At 56.2% G+C, this 20,069-nt stretch carries 16 protein-coding genes; 5 read left to right on the top strand and 11 right to left on the bottom strand.

Annotation, left to right across the window (positions count from 1 at the left end; genetic code table 11):
- Position 1: 1 nt before the first annotated feature.
- Positions 2-1,201, bottom strand: a complete 1,200-nt coding sequence (locus GV764_RS13215; RefSeq protein WP_161660550.1) for a NupC/NupG family nucleoside CNT transporter — start codon at positions 1,199-1,201, stop codon at positions 2-4.
- A gap of 350 nt (positions 1,202-1,551) precedes the next feature.
- On the opposite strand from GV764_RS13215, the gene GV764_RS13210 reads away from it, so the two are divergent.
- Entirely contained in the window at positions 1,552-2,790 is a 1,239-nt protein-coding gene (locus tag GV764_RS13210; protein ID WP_161660549.1) for an Nramp family divalent metal transporter, read from the top strand.
- A gap of 93 nt (positions 2,791-2,883) precedes the next feature.
- Positions 2,884-4,431: a BglG family transcription antiterminator gene (locus GV764_RS13205; protein WP_161660548.1), complete on the top strand. Its 1,548-nt coding sequence runs from the start codon at positions 2,884-2,886 to the stop codon at positions 4,429-4,431.
- Here GV764_RS13205 and nagA read toward each other — a convergent pair.
- The 5 genes from nagA to mgrA all read right to left on the bottom strand — a co-directional run bounded on the left by nagA (position 4,424) and on the right by mgrA (position 10,199).
- Positions 4,424-5,635 carry an N-acetylglucosamine-6-phosphate deacetylase gene (gene nagA / locus GV764_RS13200; protein ID WP_161660547.1) on the bottom strand — a complete coding sequence of 404 codons (1,212 nt, stop codon included), beginning with the start codon at positions 5,633-5,635 and terminating at the stop codon, positions 4,424-4,426. The genes GV764_RS13205 and nagA overlap by 8 nt on opposite strands.
- Positions 5,625-6,980 carry a class-II fumarase/aspartase family protein gene (locus tag GV764_RS13195; protein WP_161660546.1) on the bottom strand — a complete coding sequence of 452 codons (1,356 nt, stop codon included), beginning with the start codon at positions 6,978-6,980 and terminating at the stop codon, positions 5,625-5,627. Before GV764_RS13195 ends, nagA begins: the two co-directional genes overlap by 11 nt.
- An 11-nt stretch (positions 6,981-6,991) precedes the next feature.
- Complete coding sequence (locus GV764_RS13190) at positions 6,992-8,551, bottom strand: PTS transporter subunit EIIC (protein ID WP_161660545.1); 1,560 nt, start codon at positions 8,549-8,551, stop codon at positions 6,992-6,994.
- 187 nt (positions 8,552-8,738) lie between these two features.
- The gene (locus GV764_RS13185) at positions 8,739-9,065 is read right to left on the bottom strand and encodes a DUF2502 domain-containing protein (RefSeq protein WP_161660544.1); all 327 of its coding nucleotides are present in this window, start codon (positions 9,063-9,065) and stop codon (positions 8,739-8,741) included.
- A gap of 144 nt (positions 9,066-9,209) precedes the next feature.
- Entirely contained in the window at positions 9,210-10,199 is a 990-nt protein-coding gene (mgrA, locus tag GV764_RS13180; RefSeq protein WP_161660543.1) for an L-glyceraldehyde 3-phosphate reductase, read from the bottom strand.
- A gap of 184 nt (positions 10,200-10,383) precedes the next feature.
- On the opposite strand from mgrA, the gene GV764_RS13175 reads away from it, so the two are divergent.
- Positions 10,384-12,045, top strand: a complete 1,662-nt coding sequence (locus GV764_RS13175) for a thiamine pyrophosphate-binding protein (protein WP_161660542.1) — start codon at positions 10,384-10,386, stop codon at positions 12,043-12,045.
- On the opposite strand, the gene GV764_RS13170 is transcribed toward GV764_RS13175, so the two are convergent.
- Positions 12,042-13,274, bottom strand: coding sequence for an ion channel protein (locus GV764_RS13170; RefSeq protein WP_161660541.1), 1,233 nt, complete (start codon positions 13,272-13,274; stop codon positions 12,042-12,044). The genes GV764_RS13175 and GV764_RS13170 overlap by 4 nt on opposite strands.
- 204 nt (positions 13,275-13,478) lie before the next feature.
- Between GV764_RS13170 and glk the strand changes: the two genes are divergently transcribed.
- Complete coding sequence (glk, locus tag GV764_RS13165; RefSeq protein ID WP_161660540.1) at positions 13,479-14,444, top strand: glucokinase; 966 nt, start codon at positions 13,479-13,481, stop codon at positions 14,442-14,444.
- A gap of 25 nt (positions 14,445-14,469) precedes the next feature.
- Here the strand turns inward: glk and GV764_RS13160 are convergent, their stop codons facing one another.
- The 3 genes from GV764_RS13160 to GV764_RS13150 all read right to left on the bottom strand — a co-directional run bounded on the left by GV764_RS13160 (position 14,470) and on the right by GV764_RS13150 (position 18,228).
- On the bottom strand, positions 14,470-15,201 hold the full coding sequence (locus GV764_RS13160) for a LytR/AlgR family response regulator transcription factor (RefSeq protein ID WP_161660539.1): 732 nt from the start codon (positions 15,199-15,201) through the stop codon (positions 14,470-14,472).
- A gap of 9 nt (positions 15,202-15,210) precedes the next feature.
- Positions 15,211-16,908, bottom strand: coding sequence for a LytS/YhcK type 5TM receptor domain-containing protein (locus GV764_RS13155; protein WP_161660538.1), 1,698 nt, complete (start codon positions 16,906-16,908; stop codon positions 15,211-15,213).
- Positions 16,909-16,989: 81 nt separating this feature from the next.
- The gene (locus GV764_RS13150) at positions 16,990-18,228 is read right to left on the bottom strand and encodes a DUF1479 domain-containing protein (protein WP_201743170.1); all 1,239 of its coding nucleotides are present in this window, start codon (positions 18,226-18,228) and stop codon (positions 16,990-16,992) included.
- A gap of 243 nt (positions 18,229-18,471) precedes the next feature.
- Between GV764_RS13150 and alaC the strand changes: the two genes are divergently transcribed.
- Positions 18,472-19,710, top strand: coding sequence for an alanine transaminase (gene alaC, locus GV764_RS13145; protein ID WP_161660537.1), 1,239 nt, complete (start codon positions 18,472-18,474; stop codon positions 19,708-19,710).
- A gap of 55 nt (positions 19,711-19,765) precedes the next feature.
- On the opposite strand, the gene ypdK is transcribed toward alaC, so the two are convergent.
- A complete protein-coding gene (gene ypdK / locus GV764_RS22410) occupies positions 19,766-19,855 on the bottom strand; it encodes a membrane protein YpdK (protein WP_201743169.1) in 90 nt (29 codons plus the stop codon).
- Between the last annotated feature and the right edge of the window lie 214 nt (positions 19,856-20,069).

Raw genomic sequence — 20,069 nt, 5'->3', positions numbered from 1 at the left:
CTTACGGCAGCATCAGCGCCGCGATGGATGCAGACAGTACGCTTACCAGCGTAGAGCCGTATACCAGTTTCAGACCAAAGCGGGATACCACGTTTCCTTGCTCTTCGTTCAGGCCCTTAATCGCACCGGCGATGATACCGATAGACGAGAAGTTAGCGAACGATACCAGGAAGATGGACAGAATGCCTTCCGCACGCGCAGACAGCGGGGTCGCAGACTGGGCGATTTTCTGCAGATCCAGCATCGCTACAAATTCGTTAGAAACCAGTTTGGTCGCCATGATACTGCCAACCTGCAACGCTTCGCTTGCCGGTACGCCCATCACCCAGGCAATTGGATAGAACACGTAACCCAGGATGCCCTGGAAGGAGATACCCAGCACCGCAGCGAACAGCGCGTTCAGACCGGCAATCAGCGCGATAAAGCCGATCAGCATTGCCGCAACGATTACCGCTACTTTAAAACCGGCCAGGATATATTCACCCAGCATTTCGAAGAAGCTCTGACCTTCATGCAGAGTGGACATCTGCAGGTTTTCATCTTCTTGCTCAACGCGGTACGGGTTAATCAGCGACAGTACGATAAAGGTGCTGAACATGTTGAGCACCAGCGCCGCCACCACATATTGGGGTTGCAGCATGGTCATATACGCGCCGACGATGGACATGGAGACGGTAGACATCGCCGTGGCCGCCATGGTGTACATGCGGTTACGGGACATTTTGCCGAGAATATCTTTATAAGCGATAAAGTTTTCCGACTGGCCCAGGATCAGCGAACTCACGGCGTTGAAGGATTCCAGTTTACCCATACCGTTGACTTTGGAAAGCACGGTACCGATAGCGCGGATCACAATCGGCAGCACGCGAATATGCTGCAGAATACCGATCAGCGCGGAAATGAACACGATAGGGCAGAGAACCTGTAGGAAGAAGAAGGCCAGACCCTGATCGTTCATGCCGCCAAAGACGAAGTTTGTCCCTTCGCGTGCAAAGCCGAGCAGTTTATCGAACATGCCTGCGAAGGCTTTCACGAATCCGAGGCCAACCTCAGAGTTCAGGAAGAACCAGGCAAGAATCACTTCTATCACTAATAATTGAATTACAAAGCGGATACGAATTTCTTTGCGGTTACGGCTGACCAGCAAAGCAAGCAGCGCAACAACGGCGAGCGCCAGAACAAAGTGCAGAACGCGGGACATGTGTGCTCCGAATATGAGGCAGGTTTAATTTCCTTGCACATTCTATGCAACGAGACGTAATAAAACGAGATCTAACGCTCACTATAGTAAGGTCTTGTGACGAACCGCAAAAATAGTGATCCACCAGACATTTCTGATATGTTACGTAAAGAACTGAAAGGTTACGTTCTCCGTCTATACTTTTAACACTTCGTGACGCTTCGCAGCAAAACGCGGCGTTACGCACTCTGCTCTTCCGGCATCGTTTTTAGCTATCAAAGTCATCGTTAGCTCCCCACGTGAATGAACTTGATAATCATTCTCATTTTGTTAGCATGAAACATAGCAAAGGCTATATTTTGAGGCAAAAAATGACCAGCAGTCGCGTTGATAACAGTAATGGCCGTACGGCGCGTAAACTCAGGCTGGCGTTAATGGGGCCCGCGTTTATCGCGGCGATCGGCTATATCGATCCCGGTAACTTCGCCACCAATATCCAGGCGGGCGCCAGCTTTGGCTATCAACTGTTGTGGGTAGTCGTGTGGGCTAACCTGATGGCGATGCTGATTCAGGTGCTGTCCGCCAAGCTGGGCATCGCCACCGGCAAAAACCTCGCCGAACAGATCCGCGACCACTATCCACGTCCGCTGGTGTGGTTTTACTGGATCCAGGCGGAAATTATCGCCATGGCGACCGATCTTGCCGAATTTATCGGCGCGGCGATTGGCTTTAAGCTGATCCTCGGCGTTTCCCTGTTACAGGGCGCGATACTCACCGGCGTGGCGACGTTTCTGATCCTGATGCTGCAAAGCCGCGGCCAGAAGCCGCTGGAAAGGGTGATTGGCGGCCTGCTGCTGTTTGTTGCCGTCGCCTATATTGTTGAGCTGATTTTTTCCCGGCCGGAGTTTGCCGAACTGGGTAAGGGGATGATTATCCCCAGTCTGCCGACGTCGGAAGCCGTGTTCCTCGCCGCAGGCGTGCTGGGTGCCACCATAATGCCGCACGTGATCTACCTGCATTCGTCGCTTACCCAGAATTTACATGACGGCTCGCGAGCCGAACGCTATTCCGCGACCAAATGGGATGTGGCGATTGCCATGACCATCGCCGGTTTTGTCAATCTGGCGATGATGGCGACGGCGGCGGCAGCGTTTCATTTCTCCGGCCATACCGGGGTCGCCGATCTCGACCAGGCGTATTTAACCCTCGAACCCTTATTAAGCCACGCGGCGGCGACGATTTTCGGCCTTAGCCTGGTGGCGGCGGGCCTGTCATCCACCGTGGTGGGGACGCTCGCCGGCCAGGTGGTGATGCAGGGTTTCGTGCGCTTTCATATTCCGCTGTGGGTGCGCCGCAGCATCACCATGGCACCGTCGTTTATCGTGATCCTGATGGGACTCGATCCGACACGTATTCTGGTGATGAGCCAGGTGCTGCTGAGCTTTGGTATCGCGCTGGCGCTCGTGCCGCTGCTGCGTTTTACCAGCGACGCCAAACTCATGGGCTCGCTGGTTAACACGCCACGGGTACGGATTATCGGCTGGGGGATTGTGGTGCTGGTGGTGGCGCTCAACCTGTGGCTGCTGATCGGCACGCTGTTTGGCCTGTAAACCCGACCGTGACAGGCCATCTGTCACGGTTTTTCCGATTATCATCCGGTAAACTGGCCTATTCCTCTTCACGCCAATGGCTCAGCATTTTCCATGAATGGATTTGATCTGGTTTTCGTTAAATATGTGCAGGAACACAGTCCGGTTGCGACAGGCGATGTGACCCAGCGGTTCGGCAAAACGCTTTCGACGTTAAAGCGCACCATGAAAGAGATTAATGCGCTGTTGCCAGAACAATTTCACCTGCACATCGATAATCAGCTGATTACCACCGCCATGGGTTATGGCGAATATATTGAGCTGCTGGAGAAAATAAAGTTCAACCGCTATATCACCAGCCCGGAAGAGCGTACCCGCGATTTATTTGTTGCGCTGTGTCTGAACGACGTGGTGAATAAAAGCGAGTATTACCCGCGTTTTTTCGTCAGTGCCAGCACCTTAAAAAATGACGCCCCGGTGTTAAACCAGTTTTTACAGGATAAACAGCTCACCCTGCAAAGCATCCACCGTAAAGGCTCGGCGCTGTTCGGCGACGAAATCGCGCTGCGTATCGCGGTATGCCTGACCATCTTAAAAACCGTGGAAATTGGCGAAGGTCACCGGTTAATCACCCATAAAGCCAACGATCCGGTAAACCGCTCGGTGGCGGCGCGTTTTCTCAGCCAGTGTGCCGAAGAGATTGCCGCTGCCGCACGGATTTATACGCAACGCATCGAACCGACACTGCGTCTTGGCTATAACGGCAAAAAATATTTTCTGGTTTATCTGAGCCTGGCGATGCACCGCTTGAAGCGCGGCCACCAGATTACCGATATCTCGGCGCTGGATTTTATCGCCACGGTGCCGTTTGGCGTGTTTGAGTCGCAAAATGAAAACCGCTTTCTCGACCTGCTGGTCTCGTCACTCAGCGCCACCTGGCGGACCTTCACGCTTTATGACCGGCCGCTTGTCGAGGCAGTGGGGCAATTTATCGATCGTATCGAACCTGCGCTGGTGACGACGATTCACAACCGGCAGGCGTATTTTGCCGAGCTGTACCAGTTTATTTGCTCGGCGATCATTCAGAATAAATTTCACCTGTGGTTTGAAGATAAAAAATTGCACGGCGTGCGCGCCAGCTATCCGCAGTTGTGGGAAAGTGTGAAGCAGGCGCTGGCATCAATGGAACAGCATTACGCGATCCAGTTTTCCGGCGTACATCTGGCGACGCTGTTGCTGATCGTCAAAAAATACGAGCTGCAAAACCGGCTGATTAGCGAGCCTCGCAAGCGGATTATTATCGTGACCAACTCGTCAGAAAGTAAAACTGGCTATTTTAAAGAAGTGCTTCACGCCTGGTTTCATATTGATATCGTCGCCTGCGTGAATATTAATGAACTGCACCAGTTGAAAACCATCCCCTTTGATTTGCTGATCACCTTCACCAATAAAATATCCAGCTATCTGAAGTATTATCAGCTGGATTATATCAAGGTGAATTTCCATCTTACGCAGGACGATATCACCCTGCTGCGCCAGCAGGGGCTGTCGCGGGCAAAGAAAAAAATCCCGGCAGCGCAGTTTGCTCAACAGGCCGCCGGGATGAATGAACAACAACTGCGCGCGTTTTTAGCGCAAAACTACCCGGGCATTTTTATTTAACGCCGTCGAGCGGCTGCTTAACGCCGCGACACCACACGGCGTTAAGATTTAACGCCTCGTCCAGTACCAGAAAATCGGCGTCTTTACCCGCTTCAAGGCTGCCTTTGCGGTCAGAGACGCCCGCCAGCTGCGCCGGATTCAGGCAGGCAATCTGCGCAGCGGAAACCAGACCGTTTTCCAGCCGATCCACCACCGCTTTAATCGAATCGAGAAAACTCATCTCCAGCTGACGCACGCCGTGCCAGTCATCCGGCGCAATGCTGCGCGTCGCCCCGTCCTTGCCGCTGATCTGCAATTTCCCGGCGGCAATCCTGAAAGTTTCCTGGCGCAAATAGTGGTGAAATTCATACCCCTCCGGGAAATCCACATAGCCGAGGCAATCGCTCATCATCACCAGCCGCCGGTCGCCCTTGATGCGATACAAAATATCGAACACCTCCGGGCGCAGGGTAATGCCGGTCTGCTTCGCCACTTCTGCATACAGGTCGCGATAGTACATCACGGCGCCGACCACGCCGGGCTCCCGGTGATGCAAACCGCGCATGGCGCTAAATGCATGGGTTACGTGGGTGAGTCCCGCTTCGATGGCAGCGGTCATCTGGTCGAAGGTGGCGTCGGTGTGGCCCGCCGAGGCGGTGATCCCCTGGCTGTGCAGGTAGCGGATCAGCGCCAGCGCGCCGTCCAGCTCCGGTGCCAGCGTCATCAGGCGAATATGCCCGTTCGCCAGCCGGTTAAAATGCTGGAACCCGGCAACAGAAGGCGGTTGCAGGCTGTCTTTGCGCTGCATCCCCAGGTACTTTTCGTTGATATAAGGGCCTTCCATATGGATGCCCACGGCTTCCGCGCCGTCGCCCGGCGGTGCGGTTTCAATATACTGCGCCGCCGCCTGCAAAGAACGCTCAAGAAAATCCTGCGGCATGGTGGCGCTGGTGGCCAGATACGCCGTGACGCCCGCCTGAATCAAATCCCGGCTCATGGCCTGCACAGATTCGCGGGTGCCTTTCCAGGCGAAGGAGCCGCGCCCCCAGCCGTGAACGTGGATATCCACAAAGCCGGGCATGAGATAGCTGTCGCCGTAATCCGTCACCGCGCCGCGATAGTCGTCAGTCAGCGCGGCGATTTTACCGTTTTCAACTACCAGCACGCCGCTCCGCAAACCCTCGGGCGTCACGATCTGCGTCGAGCGAAAGGCGTTAATCGTCATCGATTTCACTCCTGACCCGCTGCGCCATCTCCTGCGCGATCTGCGCGCACAGCCCGGTGTAGCAGGCCGGATCGAGCAGCGTTTCAATTTCTTCGTCATTGAAACTGGCGCGGATCACCGGCTGTTCGCGCAGCACCTGCCCGTATTCGATGCCTTCATGGGTGCTGCGCATCGCCATTTCATACACCAGCTCGTGTGCCGGATCTTTGCCCAGCCGTTCCACCAGCGCCATCATGATTTTCTCGCTGTTGATCAACCCGTGGGTGATACCGACGTTCTGCTTCATGCGCGCTGGATTGATCACCAGCGTACGGCTTAACTCTTCCGCGCGCATCACGATTTCCGCCATCAGCTCCATGCTCTCCTGTAAATTGGCGTCGAAGATGAAATAAGCGGAGCTGTCGGCCTCGAACGGGCGCGGGCAGACGTACAGCGACGACGTCAGCACCGAGTAGAGTTTTTGCGCGTTGGCGATAATCCCTTTCGCCAGCTTCGGGTTCACTTTTTGCGGCATGGTGCTGCTGCCGACGGTGCCTTTTTTAAACGCTTCCGAGACTTCGCCGTACTCTTCACCCGAGGTCAGATACACTTCTTCGGCCATTTTTTGCAGCGTCGTCGCCAACAAACACAGGTTGCTGATGAACTCGGTGCGGTACACCTGGGCGCTGCGCGACGGCACCCGCATCGCATGCATCCCCAGATGCCGCGCTACGCTCTCCTGCACCTGGCGTCCGGTTTCGCCGGTGGCGTGAAACGCCCCCACCGCGCCGCCCATCATCACGGTAAATACGCGGCTTTCCGCCTGCTTCATGCGCTCGCGGCTGTTCAACAGCTCATCGATCCACACCGCAACTTTATAGCCCCAGGTGATCGGCAGGGCGTGCTTGCCGTGGGTGCGTCCGGCCATCAGCGTATGTTTATGCTGTTCCGCCATGCGCGCCAGGTTGCGCAGGATGTCATCCACAAACCCATTGATGATTTGCTGGCACTGCCACGCCAGATGCAGCTGCGCGGTCTGCTGAATGTTTTGGGTCGTCACGCCGTAGTGCACGTATTTGCCGCTTTCCGGCGAGCAGGCTTTGACCAGCACTTTGATGGTCGGCACAAAGCCGTGGCCGATTTCCCGCAGCAGGCGCTCCATCTCCTGCAAATCGATGCGCGAAAGGTGGCAGTTTTCGGCAATGTTTTGCGCCGCCGCCTCCGGGATCATGCCCGCTTGCGCCTGAGCCAGCGCCAGCGCGGCCTCCACGTCCAGCCAGGACTGGACGCGCGCGTCCTGGCTAAACAGCGCTTTCATGCCGCGGTCGTCAATGGTTTTGCTTTTTGAATCGTACAGGGCTCGCATTATGCTTCCTCTTATTTGTGACCGGCTAAGGCGTCGTCAACGGCGTTACGGACAAACTCGACGTGTGGGCCGAACACCACGTGAATATGGTTGCTGGAGGGGATAAAAGTCCCCATCGACCCGGCGTCTTTGAGAATGCCCATATCGAGTTTTTTCTGATCGTTTAAATCAATGCGCAGGCGCGACACACAGTTTTCTACGCGTTTGATATTGGTTTTACCGCCCAGCCCTTCAATCACCAGTTCGGCGACTTTGTCGTACTCTTTGTTATTCAGCAGCGTACTGTCGGCAATATCCGATTCGCGCCCCGGCGTTTTAATATCGAATTTGCCGATGGCGTAGCGGAACACGAAATAGAACACCACGAAGTTGGCGATGCCTAACAGGATCAGGTTCAGCCAGCGGGTGTGTTCATACATCAGGCCGAAAATACCGAAGTCGAAAATCGTGCCGCGAATATAGCCAACGGAAATATCCAGCAACTGGAGCGGTATCGCCATCAGGCCGCACAGCAGGGCATAAACGATAAACAGCTTCGGCGCGATAAACAGGAACGAAAATTCCAGCGGCTCGGTAATATTCCCCAGCACGGCGGTCAGCACTACCGTCAGGATCATCCCTTTGGCAAACTTTTTATTCTTAAAGTAGGCCATGTGATACATCGCCAGGCCAATTGCCGGGACGCGGAACAGGGTAGTCAGCATTTGGGTTGAGGCCAGATAGCTGGTCAGCGTCGGCATATATTGATCCCATGCCGGATGGTTCGGCCCCAGCTCGAACAGGATTTTATTAATAGCAGGTAAAATGCCGACGTAGGTTTGCCCGTCAATGAAATAAGTACCGCCTGCTTCAGTGAAACGCACCGTTGAACTGAGTACATGATGCAGGCCGAAGGGAATCAATAACCGGTTAAGGGTCATATAAATCCCGGCCCCGATATTGGGTGCCATCAAAATGGTGGAAATACTTTTCATCCCGGCGGTAAACAGATCCCAGATAAACGGAATAATGAGCCCGACGGGGATCGCAAAGGCGATGGCTAATATCGCCACCGATTTCTTGCCGCTAAAGAACGCAAACGCCAGCGGCAATTGCAGCCGGTAATAGCGGTCGGTGACTTTGGCGGCAAGCAGCCCGGCGATTATCCCGCCGACGGCCTCAATCTTTAAGGTTTGCACCCCGAGCACCATGCCCTGTCCGACCAGGGCCAAATCGCCTTTCGCCAGCTGTCCGGTTAATTTCAGATGCACGTGCATGGAAATTAACAGCGTTAAATAGGCGATGACCGAGGCAAATACCGCGATACCTTTCTCTTTTTTTGACATCCCGTACGCCACGCCCATGGCGAACAGCAACGGGATATTCTGGAATACCACGCTGCTGATTAATCCCAGCGAAGAGAGCACCGCCTTGAAACCGGCATTCCCCAGGAAGGGCAGTTTTTCAATCATGTAATTTTGGCCCAGCGCGCTGCTGATGCCCATCACCATTCCCACCGGCGCTAATACGGCGATAGGTAACAGTAACGAGCGGCCGAACGTCTGTATTTCGTTTTTAAAATTCGCGTTCATGACAATATCCCCGATAAGACATCGTATTATCAAACACGGTTGGGGGAGGTGTTCTCAAGGTCAAATAATGACTGAAGCAGAGCGCAATAATTGCCCGTAAGAAATTGCAGGGGCGATCACAGTGTGAGGTTGACGAACATAAACCGACGATCAAAAAAGGAGCCCGAAAGCTCCTTTTGAAAATGCATTAATGACGATGATGATGTTTACCGCGCCCGCGATGGTCATCCCGATCGCGCCAGCCTTCACGGTAGCCGCGCTCGTAGGCGTTGCGGTCTTTATACCAGCCGCGATGGTAGCCATTATCGTGTTTACGCCAGTAGCCGCCGCGACGCTCATAATGGCTGTGCCAGTAATCGCGATCGCGCCAGCGACCGCCGTCCCAGTAGTTACCGTAATTATCACGATCGCCAATTTGTAATTTTATTGAGGGTAACAGGGTGATTTCGCCTGCCGTAGCCATCATTGGCGCACCCGCCAACAGAACGGCTGCAAGCAACAGTGACCTGAACATAGTCTTCTCCTTCACGATCGGGGCCGTGGCCGGCCTGTTACAGCAATATTACGGGGTGGTAAAGCCCCGCATCTTCGCCACAACTCCTAATTCATTTCAGATAGCACAAAATGCTAAAAAGACCCATTACCCGTTGATTTGCCGTCAGGACAGGATGGCGTCAATCGCCGCGCACTCTTCAGCGCTAAACTGGCGGTTTGCCAGCATCCCTACGGCATCCTCAATCTGGCTGGTTTTACTGGCGCCGATTAACACCGATGTAACTTTATCGTCACGTAATACCCAGGCCAGCGCCATTTGCGACAGCTTCTGACCGCGCTGCTGCGCCAGTTCATTTAGCTTACGCACCTTCGCCAGTTTCTCGTCGGTAAGCTGATCCGGATTCAGGAAACGGCTGCCGCTGGCGGCACGCGAATCTGACGGAATGCCGTTCAGGTAGCGGTCGGTCAACTGCCCGCCCGCCAGCGGTGAAAACGCGATGCTGCCGACGCCTTTTTCCTGCAACACGTCCAGTAATTCCGCTTCCACCCAGCGCTCAAACATGGAGTATTTCGGCTGGTGGATTAAGCATGGCGTGCCGAGATCGTTGAGGATATCAATCGCCTCACGCGCCAGTGCGGCGGGGTAGTTCGACAGCCCCACGTACAGCGCTTTTCCCTGACGCACAAGATGATCCAGTGCGCGCAGGGTTTCCTGAAGCGGCGTTTCCGGGTCCGGGCGGTGATGATAGAAGATATCCACGTAGTCCAGCCCCATGCGCTTCAGGCTCTGGTCGAGGCTGGCTATCAGATACTTGCGCGAACCCCAGTCGCCATAAGGCCCGTCCCACATGGTGTAGCCCGCTTTGCTGGAGATAATCAGCTCATCGCGATAAGGCAGAAAGTCTTGTTTAAAAATTCGCCCGAAATTGTGTTCGGCGGAACCCGGCGGCGGCCCGTAGTTATTGGCGAGATCAAAATGGGTGATGCCAAGGTCAAACGCCCGGCGCAACAGCTGGCGGCTGTTATCCACCAGCGTGGCGTCGCCAAAGTTATGCCAAAGCCCCAGAGAAACGGCGGGAAGTTTTAGCCCGCTTCGTCCGCAGCGGCGAAATTCCATCGTTTGATAGCGTGCGGGATCTGCCTGATAAACCATGCGTGTAGCCTCATCAGTAAGGAAATTTTCTGCGTGTATACGTTTACACAAAATTAGCGCCTTTGCACCCTACACCGCATCGCGCTGTAAATCTCGCGTGCCACGCACTTTTCGATCGGATACCTGGACAGGGATCGCAGTTCCTTAATACTTCAATCAGGCTCCTGATAAAAAGGAATGTTCCATGGCTCAGCGTTATCGTGTGGCGGATTATCTACTGGACCGGCTGTCGCAAAGTGGAATCACCCATCTTTTCGGCGTACCGGGCGACTATAACCTGCAGTTTCTCGATAATGTCATCGCGCACCCGGACGTGGCCTGGGTGGGATGCGCCAATGAACTTAACGCCGCCTATGCTGCCGATGGCTACGCCCGCTGCAAAGGGGCGGGAGCCTTATTAACCACCTTTGGCGTGGGCGAACTCAGCGCCCTTAACGGCGTGGCGGGCAGCTACGCCGAACATGTGCCGGTGCTGCATATCGTCGGCGCGCCCGCCTCAGGCGCGCAGCAGCGCGGTGAACTGATGCATCACACGGTGGGCGACGGCGACTTTCGCCATTTTGTGCGTATCGCCAGCGAGCTATGCGCCGCCCATGCGGTACTCACGGCGGACAACGCCTGCAAAGAAATTGACCGGGTGATCCGCGAGATGCAATCCGCTTCACGTCCCGGTTACCTGATGCTGCCCGCGGACGTGGCAAAAATGCCTGCCATCCGTCCTGAAAGCGCTCTCATGCAGGCGACACACAGCGCCGATCCCGCCTTGCTGGAGGCATTTCGCCAGGCGGTCCAGCAACGGCTCTCCGGCGTTAAGCACATCGCGCTGCTGGCGGATTATCTGGCGCAGCGTTTTGGCCTGAAGCCCGCCCTGCAACAGTGGGTGCGCGTGATCCCGCTGGCGCACAGCTCCTTGCTGATGGGCAAAGGGATTTTTAACGAAGGCGGCGCAGGCTTTACCGGCACCTACAGCGGTGCCGCCACCGCTCAGGCACAGCGCGAGGCGATTGAAGGAAGCGATGTCGTCATCTGCGTCGGCGTGAAATTTACCGATACCACCACCGCCGGATTCAGCCAGCATCTCACCCGCGAGCAAACCATTGAGGTGATGCCCGACGGCGCACGTATTGGCGAGCGCAGGTTCAGCGGCCTGCCGATGGCGGAAGCGGTGAACATACTGTACCGGGAAGTGCGCCAGATCCAGCATCAACTGACGTTGCCGGACATCAAACCGGCTCCGCTGCCGGAGGGCGATGCCGGGCTGGACCAGCACGCGTTCTGGCTGGCGATTCAGGCCTGGCTGCGTCCCGGGGATATTGTGGCGGTCGATCAGGGCACCGCCGCGTTTGGCGCGGCAACCCTGACGCTGCCGGACGATGTGACATTTATCGTCCAGCCGCTGTGGGGCTCGATAGGCTACGCGCTGGCGGCAGCGTTCGGCGCGCAAACCGCCTGCCCGACGCGGCGGCTGGTACTGATCACCGGCGACGGCGCGGCGCAGTTAACCATTCAGGAACTGGGCTCGATGCTGCGGGACGATTTGCGCCCGGTGGTTATCGTGCTGAATAACGACGGCTACACGGTGGAGCGGGCGATCCATGGCGCAGAGCAGCGCTATAACGATATCGCCCCGTGGAACTGGACAGCGCTGCCCCACGCGCTGGATATACATCGCAAAGCCGAATGCTGGCAGGTCAGCGAAACCGTGCAGCTGCAGGACGTGCTGGCGCGGCTGGCGCATCCGGCTCGGCTGTCGTTGGTGGAAGTGATGCTGCCGAAACAGGATCTCCCGGAACTGCTGACCGCCGTCACCCAATCACTTGGCGCGCGCAACGGCGGGCAGGCTTAGTCTTTCGGCCCCGCCATCATTAACGGCTTCCCGGCCAGCAGCAGCCAGGCCGGGAGCATCACGATGCACAACAGCGGCAGCAACTGGGTATCCGGCACGATCACCGCCGCCATAAACAGGCTCAGCCAGCCGTCGCGCGTCACCACCAGTACCATGCCCAATACCGCGCACGAGACCGTCACCGCCGCCGGGACGGCATCAACGTGCGCATGGAGCATCAGTCCCAGCGCCACGCCGACAAATACCGCCGGGAAAATACGCCCGCCGCGAAAACCGCAGGCGGCGGCGATCACCAGCGCCGCGAGTTTGATCATCGCAAACAGGAAATAGTCATACACCGTCCAGGTCTGGCCGAACGCCAGCTGCTGCATCTCGTCGACGCCTTTAAACAGCGTTTGCGGCCCGCCCAGCGCGCCCAGCAGCCCGAGCACAAAACCGCCCGCGCCCAGGATCAGCACCGGGTTTTTCAGTCTGTGCATCACCGCATGCAGGCGCGGCAGACACCACACCGCCACCATGCCCAGCGCAATAGCGATAGCCGCCACCACCGCGCCGCTGAAAATATCCGTCAGATGGAGCTGCGAATAATGGGCGATGGGCAGCGAAAAATTTGGATGGACAAACAGCCCGGTCGTTACGCCGCCTGCCGCCGCCGCCATCAGCGGGGCGAACAGCTTGTCCCATAGCGGCACGTCGTTAGTGCTGTTGAAGGTTTGGGAGAAGATCAGCGCCGCCGCCACGGGTGTGCCGAACATCGCGCCGATGGTGCCTGCCGCCGCCAGAATCGTCCAGTCAAGCGAGTTAACCCGTGGAAACAGCTTACCGCCCAGCACCACCGCCAGCGCGACGTTGATCGCCATAATCGGGTGCTCCGGCCCCAGGCTGACCCCGCCTGCCAGACCAAGGATCATCGCCAGTGCCAGTCCGGGCAGGGCGCGGCTTTCTACCGGGGTACTGATCAGCGGTTCGCTGGCCGGATCCGGGCCCCCGTGGCCCGGAAAGTAGCGGATCACCAGACCCACCGCGATACCTGTCAGCGTCAGCATGGTGATAATCCAGCCGGGCGCGAACACGGAAACGCCGAACGTCGTGGGCAGTGTTTGCCACAGAAAGGTCTGTAAAATCCCCGCGACCCGCATCATAAACAGTAAAATTAAACTGCTGGCAATGCCGATCAACAATGCCGGCAACGCGAGCATCAACATGGTTCTGGCGCGGGGATGAAGCATCGGATAATCCTTATGAATGAAAAGGCTGGCGCTTTAATGACCATCAGATTACTGTGCTGATTGCAAAGGTGCTGAAACGGTAAACGTAATCTGTGACACGCCTCAATAATCCCAGGTCATCAGCATAAAGGACATTGTGGTGATGATGCCTTGTATTTAGAGTGTGCCGAAGACTTATTTTGACTTTAGCGGAGCTGTTGAATAATGACCAAATTTGCATTGGTGGGAGATGTAGGCGGCACCAACGCACGCTTAGCGCTCTGTAACCTTGAAACCGGCGCCATCGAGCGCGCAAAAACCTATTCCGGGCTGGATTACCCCACGCTTGAAGCGGTGGTACGGGTCTATCTGACCGAGCATGACGCAACGGTTACCGAAGGCTGCATCGCCATTGCTTGCCCCATCACCGGCGACTGGGTGGCGATGACTAACCATACCTGGGCGTTTTCTACCGAAGAGATGCGCAACAACCTCGGCTTCGATCATCTGGAAATCATCAATGATTTCACCGCCGTTTCCATGGCGATCCCGATGCTGAAAAAAGATCACCTGATCCAGTTCGGCGGCGGCGAGCCGGTAGAAGGCAAACCTATTGCCGTTTATGGCGCGGGCACTGGCCTTGGCGTGTCGCATCTGGTGCATGTCGATAAGCGCTGGATCAGCCTGCCGGGCGAAGGCGGCCATGTGGACTTCGCGCCCAACAGCGAAGAAGAGGGCATTATTCTTGAAGAATTACGCGCGGAAATCGGCCACGTTTCAGCCGAACGCGTATTGTCCGGGCCGGGTCTGGTGAATCTCTATCGCGCGATTGTGAAAGCCGATGGCCGGTTGCCGGAAAATCTCCAGCCGAAGGATGTTACTGAGCGGGCGCTCGACGATGCCTGCATCGACTGCCGTCGCGCGCTGTCGCTGTTTTGCGTGATTATGGGGCGCTTCGGCGGCAACCTGGCGCTGAACCTGGCGACCTTCGGCGGCGTTTACATCGCCGGTGGGATTGTGCCGCGCTTCCTGGATTTCTTCCGCGCGTCGGGCTTCCGCGGCGGTTTTGAAGACAAAGGCCGTTTCAGGGCTTACGTGCAGGATATTCCGGTGTATCTGATCGTCCACGATCAGCCTGGCCTGCTGGGCGCTGGCGCGCATTTACGCCAGATCCTCGGACAGGTTCTCTGACAAAAAGCGCCGCAAGGCGCTTTTTTTACAGCCGCATTAACTGGCGAAACTCTTTTACCCGGCTGCGGCTGACCGGTACCTGGAAATCCAGATCCCGCAGCCGCAGAATGTAAGTATTGTTAAACCACGGCTCTATCTCGCGGATTTTATTGAGATTCACGCAGTACGAGCGGTGGCAGCGGAAGAAATGCCCCTCCGGCAACCGGCTGAAAAACTCGGTGATATTCATCGGCATCACGTAGGCCTCGCGTTTGGTATACACGAAGGTCATTTTTTCGTGGGCTTCGGCATAGTAGATGTCGTTGATGTCGGTGACGATGATCCGCTCGTCTTTGATCAAATTGATGGTGGCGTTTTCCCGGCTGGTCGGCGCAGCGCTGTGCGGGCTGGCCTGCTGCTGACCGGCGGCCTCCAGCTTTTGCAGCATACTGATGATGCGCGACTCCTGCCAGGGTTTGAGAATGTAGTCAAACGCCTCCAGTTCAAACGCCTCCACGGCATGCTCTTTCCACGCGGTAATAAACACGATGAACGGTTTATTGGCGAACTTACTGATATTTTGCGCCAGCAGCACGCCGTCCAGCGATGGAATGTTGATATCAAGAAAAATGGCGTCAACGGTGTGGTGCTGGAGATACTTCAGCACGTCCAGACCGTCGTCGAAGGTGCCGACAATCTCGATTTTGCTGTGATGATTAATCAGCCAGCTCAGTTCCTGTTGGGCCAGGATTTCATCTTCCACGATGATCGCTTTCATCGCTCCTCCTCAGGAAAATTGCGCGGCGACGGCAGGGCGCGCCAGCGGCTGGTTGGGCACGTAGAAGGCGATTTCGGTGCCGGGGGTAAGCTGGCGGATTTGCAGCCCTTCGCCGTACAGCAGTTTCACCCGATGATGCACGTTCAGCAGGCCGATTTTATTGCCCGGCATCTCGTCCGCCTCGACCCGCGCCACCACGTCAGGATCGATGCCGTGCCCGGTATCGCGCACCGCGATACGCACCCGGCTGCCGGACTCAGTGACGCTAATGGTCACCACGCCTTTGCCCTTACAGGGCTGGATGCCGTGGACGATGGCGTTTTCCACCAGCGGCTGGATCAGCAGGCTCGGCACCACGCAGTTTACCTCTTCATCAATGTCGTAAATCACCGTGAGCTTATCGCCGAAACGCGCCTGCTCAATGGCGATGTAATCTTTAATCTGGTACAGCTCTTTTTTGATATCAATCAGCTCGTCATCTTTTAATTCAATGTTGTAGCGCAGGTAGCGCGAGAGATTGAAAATCAGCTGGCGCGCGGTGTCCGGATTAAGCCGGATAGATGACGAAATCGCGTTCAGCGCATTAAACAGAAAATGCGGGTTGATTTTGCTTTGCAACGCGCGCAGCTCCGCTTTATCCGCCATCTCGCGCAGCTGCTCGGCGCGTGAGACTTCCAGCTGCGTAGAGATGATCTGCGACAGGCCCACCGCCATCTCCTGGAGCGATGAGGTGATCTGGTGCGCATGGCAGTAATAAATCTTCAGGGTGCCGGTTACGATGCCTTTCTCCCACAGCGGGATCACCAGCATCGAGTGTATTTCCGGGGTACGATGGGCTTCATCATTGTTTTTGATGATGATCTTCCCGTCGTTAATCGCCTGACGGGTCGTGGGGCTGATGCCGTCGTCGTTTTGCTGATAGTTGTGTTCGCCCACGCCCACGTAGGCCAGCACATTGTCGGTATTGGTGATGGCCACCGCGTCGGCATGGATGTCGCGGCGGATAATCTGGCACACCTGGCGCAGCGCATCGCTGTTAACGTGGCGGAACAGCGGCAGGGTTTTGTTGGCGATATCCAGCGCCAGCTTGGCCTGGCGCGCGGCGCTGGCCTCTTTTTCCCCTTCTACGCTCTGCACCAGCAGAACGATAAAGCCAATCGACACGGTGCCTAATATCATCGGGATGCCGATTTTTGACACGATATCCAGGCCCAGCTCAGTGGAGGGCGCCCATGCGACGACCAGGATCATCGTCAGGGTTTCGCACACCATGCCGCCGACGATCCCAACGCGCCAGCGCTGGGCTTTCGGCACCCGCATGTGGATCCAGCCGGAAAGAAAGCCGGCGATGATGCTGGTGATCAAACAGGGGATCGAGGTAATACCGCCGATATCGATCAGGTAACGGTGCACGCCCGCAATCGCGCCGGTAATGATGCCCACCCACGGGCCGAACAGGATGCCGCCTGCCATCACCGCAATAATGCGCACGTTAACCAGCGACCCCTCAACCGGGACGCCGGACCAGGTGCTGAACAGCGCAAACATCGAAAAGATAGCGGTGACCGCCAGCAGTTCACGCGGCGTATGGGCGCTTTTATGCAGCAGTTCACGGAACAACCGGATGCGGATCAGGAAGAACAGGCAGATCAGCATCAGCGCGGCGCGGTCAAAAACCGCCAGAAGCATGTTAAAAATTTCGTGCACGGAGGGAACTCAGATGGCAAGCAGAGGGACTATGATAGAAAACCTGGCGCCTGATGAACAGACGCCAGAGGCAATCAGTGGTTAGCCCTGTAGCTGTTCCTTACCGGCCGGGGTGAGATCGGCTTCGGTGGCGCGGCCATCGAAATCGACCTCAAAATCGTCGGCGGCAAAGTCCGGCGGCGATCTACCTTCCACAAATGCCGGCCACTGACGCTTCAGATAGGCGGCGTTTTTCTCGCACCACGGCGCGGCGGCGATATACATCACGTTGCTGTCGAACTCGCCGTTATGCTCGTTTTCCACCGCATGGATCACATCGCAGTGCCAGAAAACCGTGTCGCCCGGCTCCATATCAGGAATTGAGGATATCCCGGTTAATAAAAGGGGATGCCAGGTTTGGTTAATGGAAAGCGCCCGGCCTGGTTTCGCTTCGCACAGCGAATCGTCCAGTACGTCGTCCTGCAAGGCGCGCAGTAAAATATACGCCATGGCGTTGGCCACCGGCAGCAGGGTTAAGGTGCCGGCGTGCTTGCGCTGCTCGGAGAGCGCGGTCCAGCCCTGGAAGGTGCGGAACATCGAGCACACCGCGGGGGAGGGGATTTCACGCGCTTCTGTACGGCCTTCGGCATCAAACGGATTGTAGCGCTGCCACTCGCCGCTGAATACGTGACGGTAAACGTGACGGAAATTCTCATCCAGCCAGCGCTCTACCGAACCGCCGTCCACGTGCGGAGAGAGACCTAACGAGCCGGAGCGCGGCGGACGACGACGGGTGCGATCGGCATAGCTCACTACCCGGTTCGGGTCGAAATGCTGTTTGCCGTGGCTTTCGGTCTGCCAGAGATTATTGAGAAACACCTGCGCCGCTTTCATACGCGCGTCCTGACGGGCCTCCACCTGCGGCTTCGACCAGTAGATGCCGTAAATCTGCGGCTTACTGTCGGCAAGGGTGCCGAAATAGTTGTCTTCCGCCGCGTTCTTTAGCTTCTCGACAAAGTTGTTGCGTTCCAGATAGTTGCCGACTTCATCATTCCAGGCGCGGGCGGTCTGTTCCGCGAACACGCCTTTAATCACGCAGCAACCGCGCTGGCGGACAAGCGCTTTCTGCCGATCGGAAATGCGGCCAGCGAGAATGTCATCGGCATGGATCTGCGGTACCGGGTTTTCACCACGCGCCTGTTCTGCGCGGATCGCGTCGATCTGGCGTGAAATATCGGCCTCCAGTTCCTGGAATATCTGCTGATAGTGCGGAAGATCGCGACGAAGTTGCTGTTTTATCTCGCGAATAGCGGTGGGGAGATCGTCAATGTGTAGGGGCATGATGTTAACTCCGGCTGAAGAGAATTGATGGTTATTGTTTTGTTGCGACAGAGTTAATATATAGCCTGATAATCGAATAAAACAGGGATTAGTTTCAAATGAAGTTTCCGGTTTTTTCCTCCGCAATTATTTTTTTTAAAGCCTCTCGACAGAACAAAATTTTTCAGGCTATTTTCTTTACAGGCCACATCAGTGGCAGCGTCGCTCGGACGGTCCGGGCGCTTACGTAACTTCGAGGAATCTATGGCTGACTTCAGTCCCAAACGCCGTTTTGCGCGTATCGATCGTCTTCCCCCGTACGTTTTTAACATCACCGCTGAACTGAAAATGGCTGCGCGTCGGCGCGGCGAAGATATTATCGATTTCAGTATGGGCAACCCCGATGGCGCGACCCCGCCGCATATTGTCGAGAAACTCTGCACCGTGGCCCAGCGCCCCGATACGCACGGTTATTCCACCTCGCGCGGCATCCCGCGTTTGCGCCGGGCGATTTCTCGCTGGTATCAGGATCGCTATCAGGTAGATATTGACCCGGAAAGCGAAGCCATCGTGACGATCGGTTCCAAAGAGGGACTGGCGCATTTGATGCTGGCGACGCTGGATCACGGCGATACGGTGCTGGTGCCGAACCCCAGTTACCCTATCCACATTTACGGCGCGGTGATTGCCGGCGCGCAGGTGCGCTCGGTGCCGTTAGTGGAGGGCGTCGACTTCTTTAACGAACTGGAACGCGCCATTCGTGAAAGCTATCCGAAACCGAAAATGATGATCCTCGGCTTCCCGTCGAACCCGACATCACAATGCGTAGAGCTGGAGTTCTTCGAAAAAGTGGTGGCGCTGGCGAAACGCTATGACGTACTGGTCGTGCATGATTTGGCCTATGCGGATATCGTCTACGATGGCTGGAAAGCGCCGTCTATCATGCAGGTGCCTGGCGCGCGCGATGTGGCGGTAGAGTTTTTTACTCTGTCAAAAAGCTACAACATGGCGGGCTGGCGCATCGGTTTTATGGTGGGCAACCAGGAACTGGTCAGCGCCCTGGCGCGGATTAAAAGCTATCACGATTACGGCACGTTTACCCCGTTACAGGTGGCGGCCATCGCGGCGCTGGAAGGCGATCAGCAATGCGTGCGCGATATTGCCGAACAGTACAAACGCCGCCGCGATGTGCTGGTGAAAGGGCTGCACGAAGCGGGCTGGATGGTGGAAATGCCAAAAGCCTCAATGTACGTATGGGCCAAAATCCCTGAGCCCTACGCGGCGATGGGCTCGCTGGAATTCGCCAAGAAACTGCTGCAGGACGCTAAAGTGTGCGTATCACCGGGCATTGGCTTCGGTGATTACGGCGACACCCATGTGCGTTTCGCCCTGATTGAAAACCGTGACCGTATCCGTCAGGCGGTGAGGGGCATCAAAGCAATGTTCCGCGCCGACGGGCTGCTGCCGGTATCGAATAAAACCCCGCTGGAAAATCAGCCCTAAAAACGACAACAGGAGCCAAAAGGCTCCTGTATTTTTGATCGGCTCAGGCTGCAGACTAAATCATCAGCGCAAAAGTGCCGGCCCAGAGTACGACCATTACTGAAACGCCCATAAATAAATATTTCACGTCACTCGCTCCGCGCATCGCTCGACACGCCAAAATTAACGTCAGGTCTCATTATAGAAAGGTAAAACCGCACGCATTTCACTTTGGGACAAATCCCTGGTGTGCCTGCCGCTTCGCCTGGATTGGGGGATGTGGGTCACATCCGGGCGCTAATCTACGCTTAATTTTCAGGGTTAACAAGCGGGCAAATACGGAAAAACGCCTTTTTTTCATGCAGGGGTGTATCCGGTGT

The organism is Atlantibacter hermannii (genome assembly GCF_009907385.1).
Lineage (GTDB): Bacteria > Pseudomonadota > Gammaproteobacteria > Enterobacterales > Enterobacteriaceae > Atlantibacter > Atlantibacter hermannii_A.
The sequence above is the reverse complement of the archived record's forward strand: the minus strand, read 5'-3'. Positions and strand labels throughout refer to the sequence as shown.

Excerpts from the sequence above, each read along its gene's own strand:
- ypdK (WP_201743169.1), bottom strand. The coding sequence starts at position 19,855 with ATGCGCGGAGCGAGTGACGTGAAATATTTATTTATGGGCGTTTCAGTA.
- GV764_RS13160 (WP_161660539.1), bottom strand. The coding sequence starts at position 15,201 with ATGAAAGCGATCATCGTGGAAGATGAAATCCTGGCCCAACAGGAACTG.
- mgrA (WP_161660543.1), bottom strand. The coding sequence starts at position 10,199 with ATGGTTTATCAGGCAGATCCCGCACGCTATCAAACGATGGAATTTCGC.
- GV764_RS13195 (WP_161660546.1), bottom strand. The coding sequence starts at position 6,980 with ATGCGAGCCCTGTACGATTCAAAAAGCAAAACCATTGACGACCGCGGC.
- GV764_RS13205 (WP_161660548.1), top strand. The coding sequence starts at position 2,884 with ATGAATGGATTTGATCTGGTTTTCGTTAAATATGTGCAGGAACACAGT.
- GV764_RS13175 (WP_161660542.1), top strand. The coding sequence starts at position 10,384 with ATGGCTCAGCGTTATCGTGTGGCGGATTATCTACTGGACCGGCTGTCG.
- glk (WP_161660540.1), top strand. The coding sequence starts at position 13,479 with ATGACCAAATTTGCATTGGTGGGAGATGTAGGCGGCACCAACGCACGC.
- GV764_RS13190 (WP_161660545.1), bottom strand. The coding sequence starts at position 8,551 with ATGAACGCGAATTTTAAAAACGAAATACAGACGTTCGGCCGCTCGTTA.
- GV764_RS13215 (WP_161660550.1), bottom strand. The coding sequence starts at position 1,201 with ATGTCCCGCGTTCTGCACTTTGTTCTGGCGCTCGCCGTTGTTGCGCTG.
- alaC (WP_161660537.1), top strand. The coding sequence starts at position 18,472 with ATGGCTGACTTCAGTCCCAAACGCCGTTTTGCGCGTATCGATCGTCTT.
- GV764_RS13150 (WP_201743170.1), bottom strand. The coding sequence starts at position 18,228 with ATGCCCCTACACATTGACGATCTCCCCACCGCTATTCGCGAGATAAAA.
- GV764_RS13170 (WP_161660541.1), bottom strand. The coding sequence starts at position 13,274 with ATGCTTCATCCCCGCGCCAGAACCATGTTGATGCTCGCGTTGCCGGCA.
- GV764_RS13185 (WP_161660544.1), bottom strand. The coding sequence starts at position 9,065 with ATGTTCAGGTCACTGTTGCTTGCAGCCGTTCTGTTGGCGGGTGCGCCA.
- nagA (WP_161660547.1), bottom strand. The coding sequence starts at position 5,635 with ATGACGATTAACGCCTTTCGCTCGACGCAGATCGTGACGCCCGAGGGT.
- GV764_RS13210 (WP_161660549.1), top strand. The coding sequence starts at position 1,552 with ATGACCAGCAGTCGCGTTGATAACAGTAATGGCCGTACGGCGCGTAAA.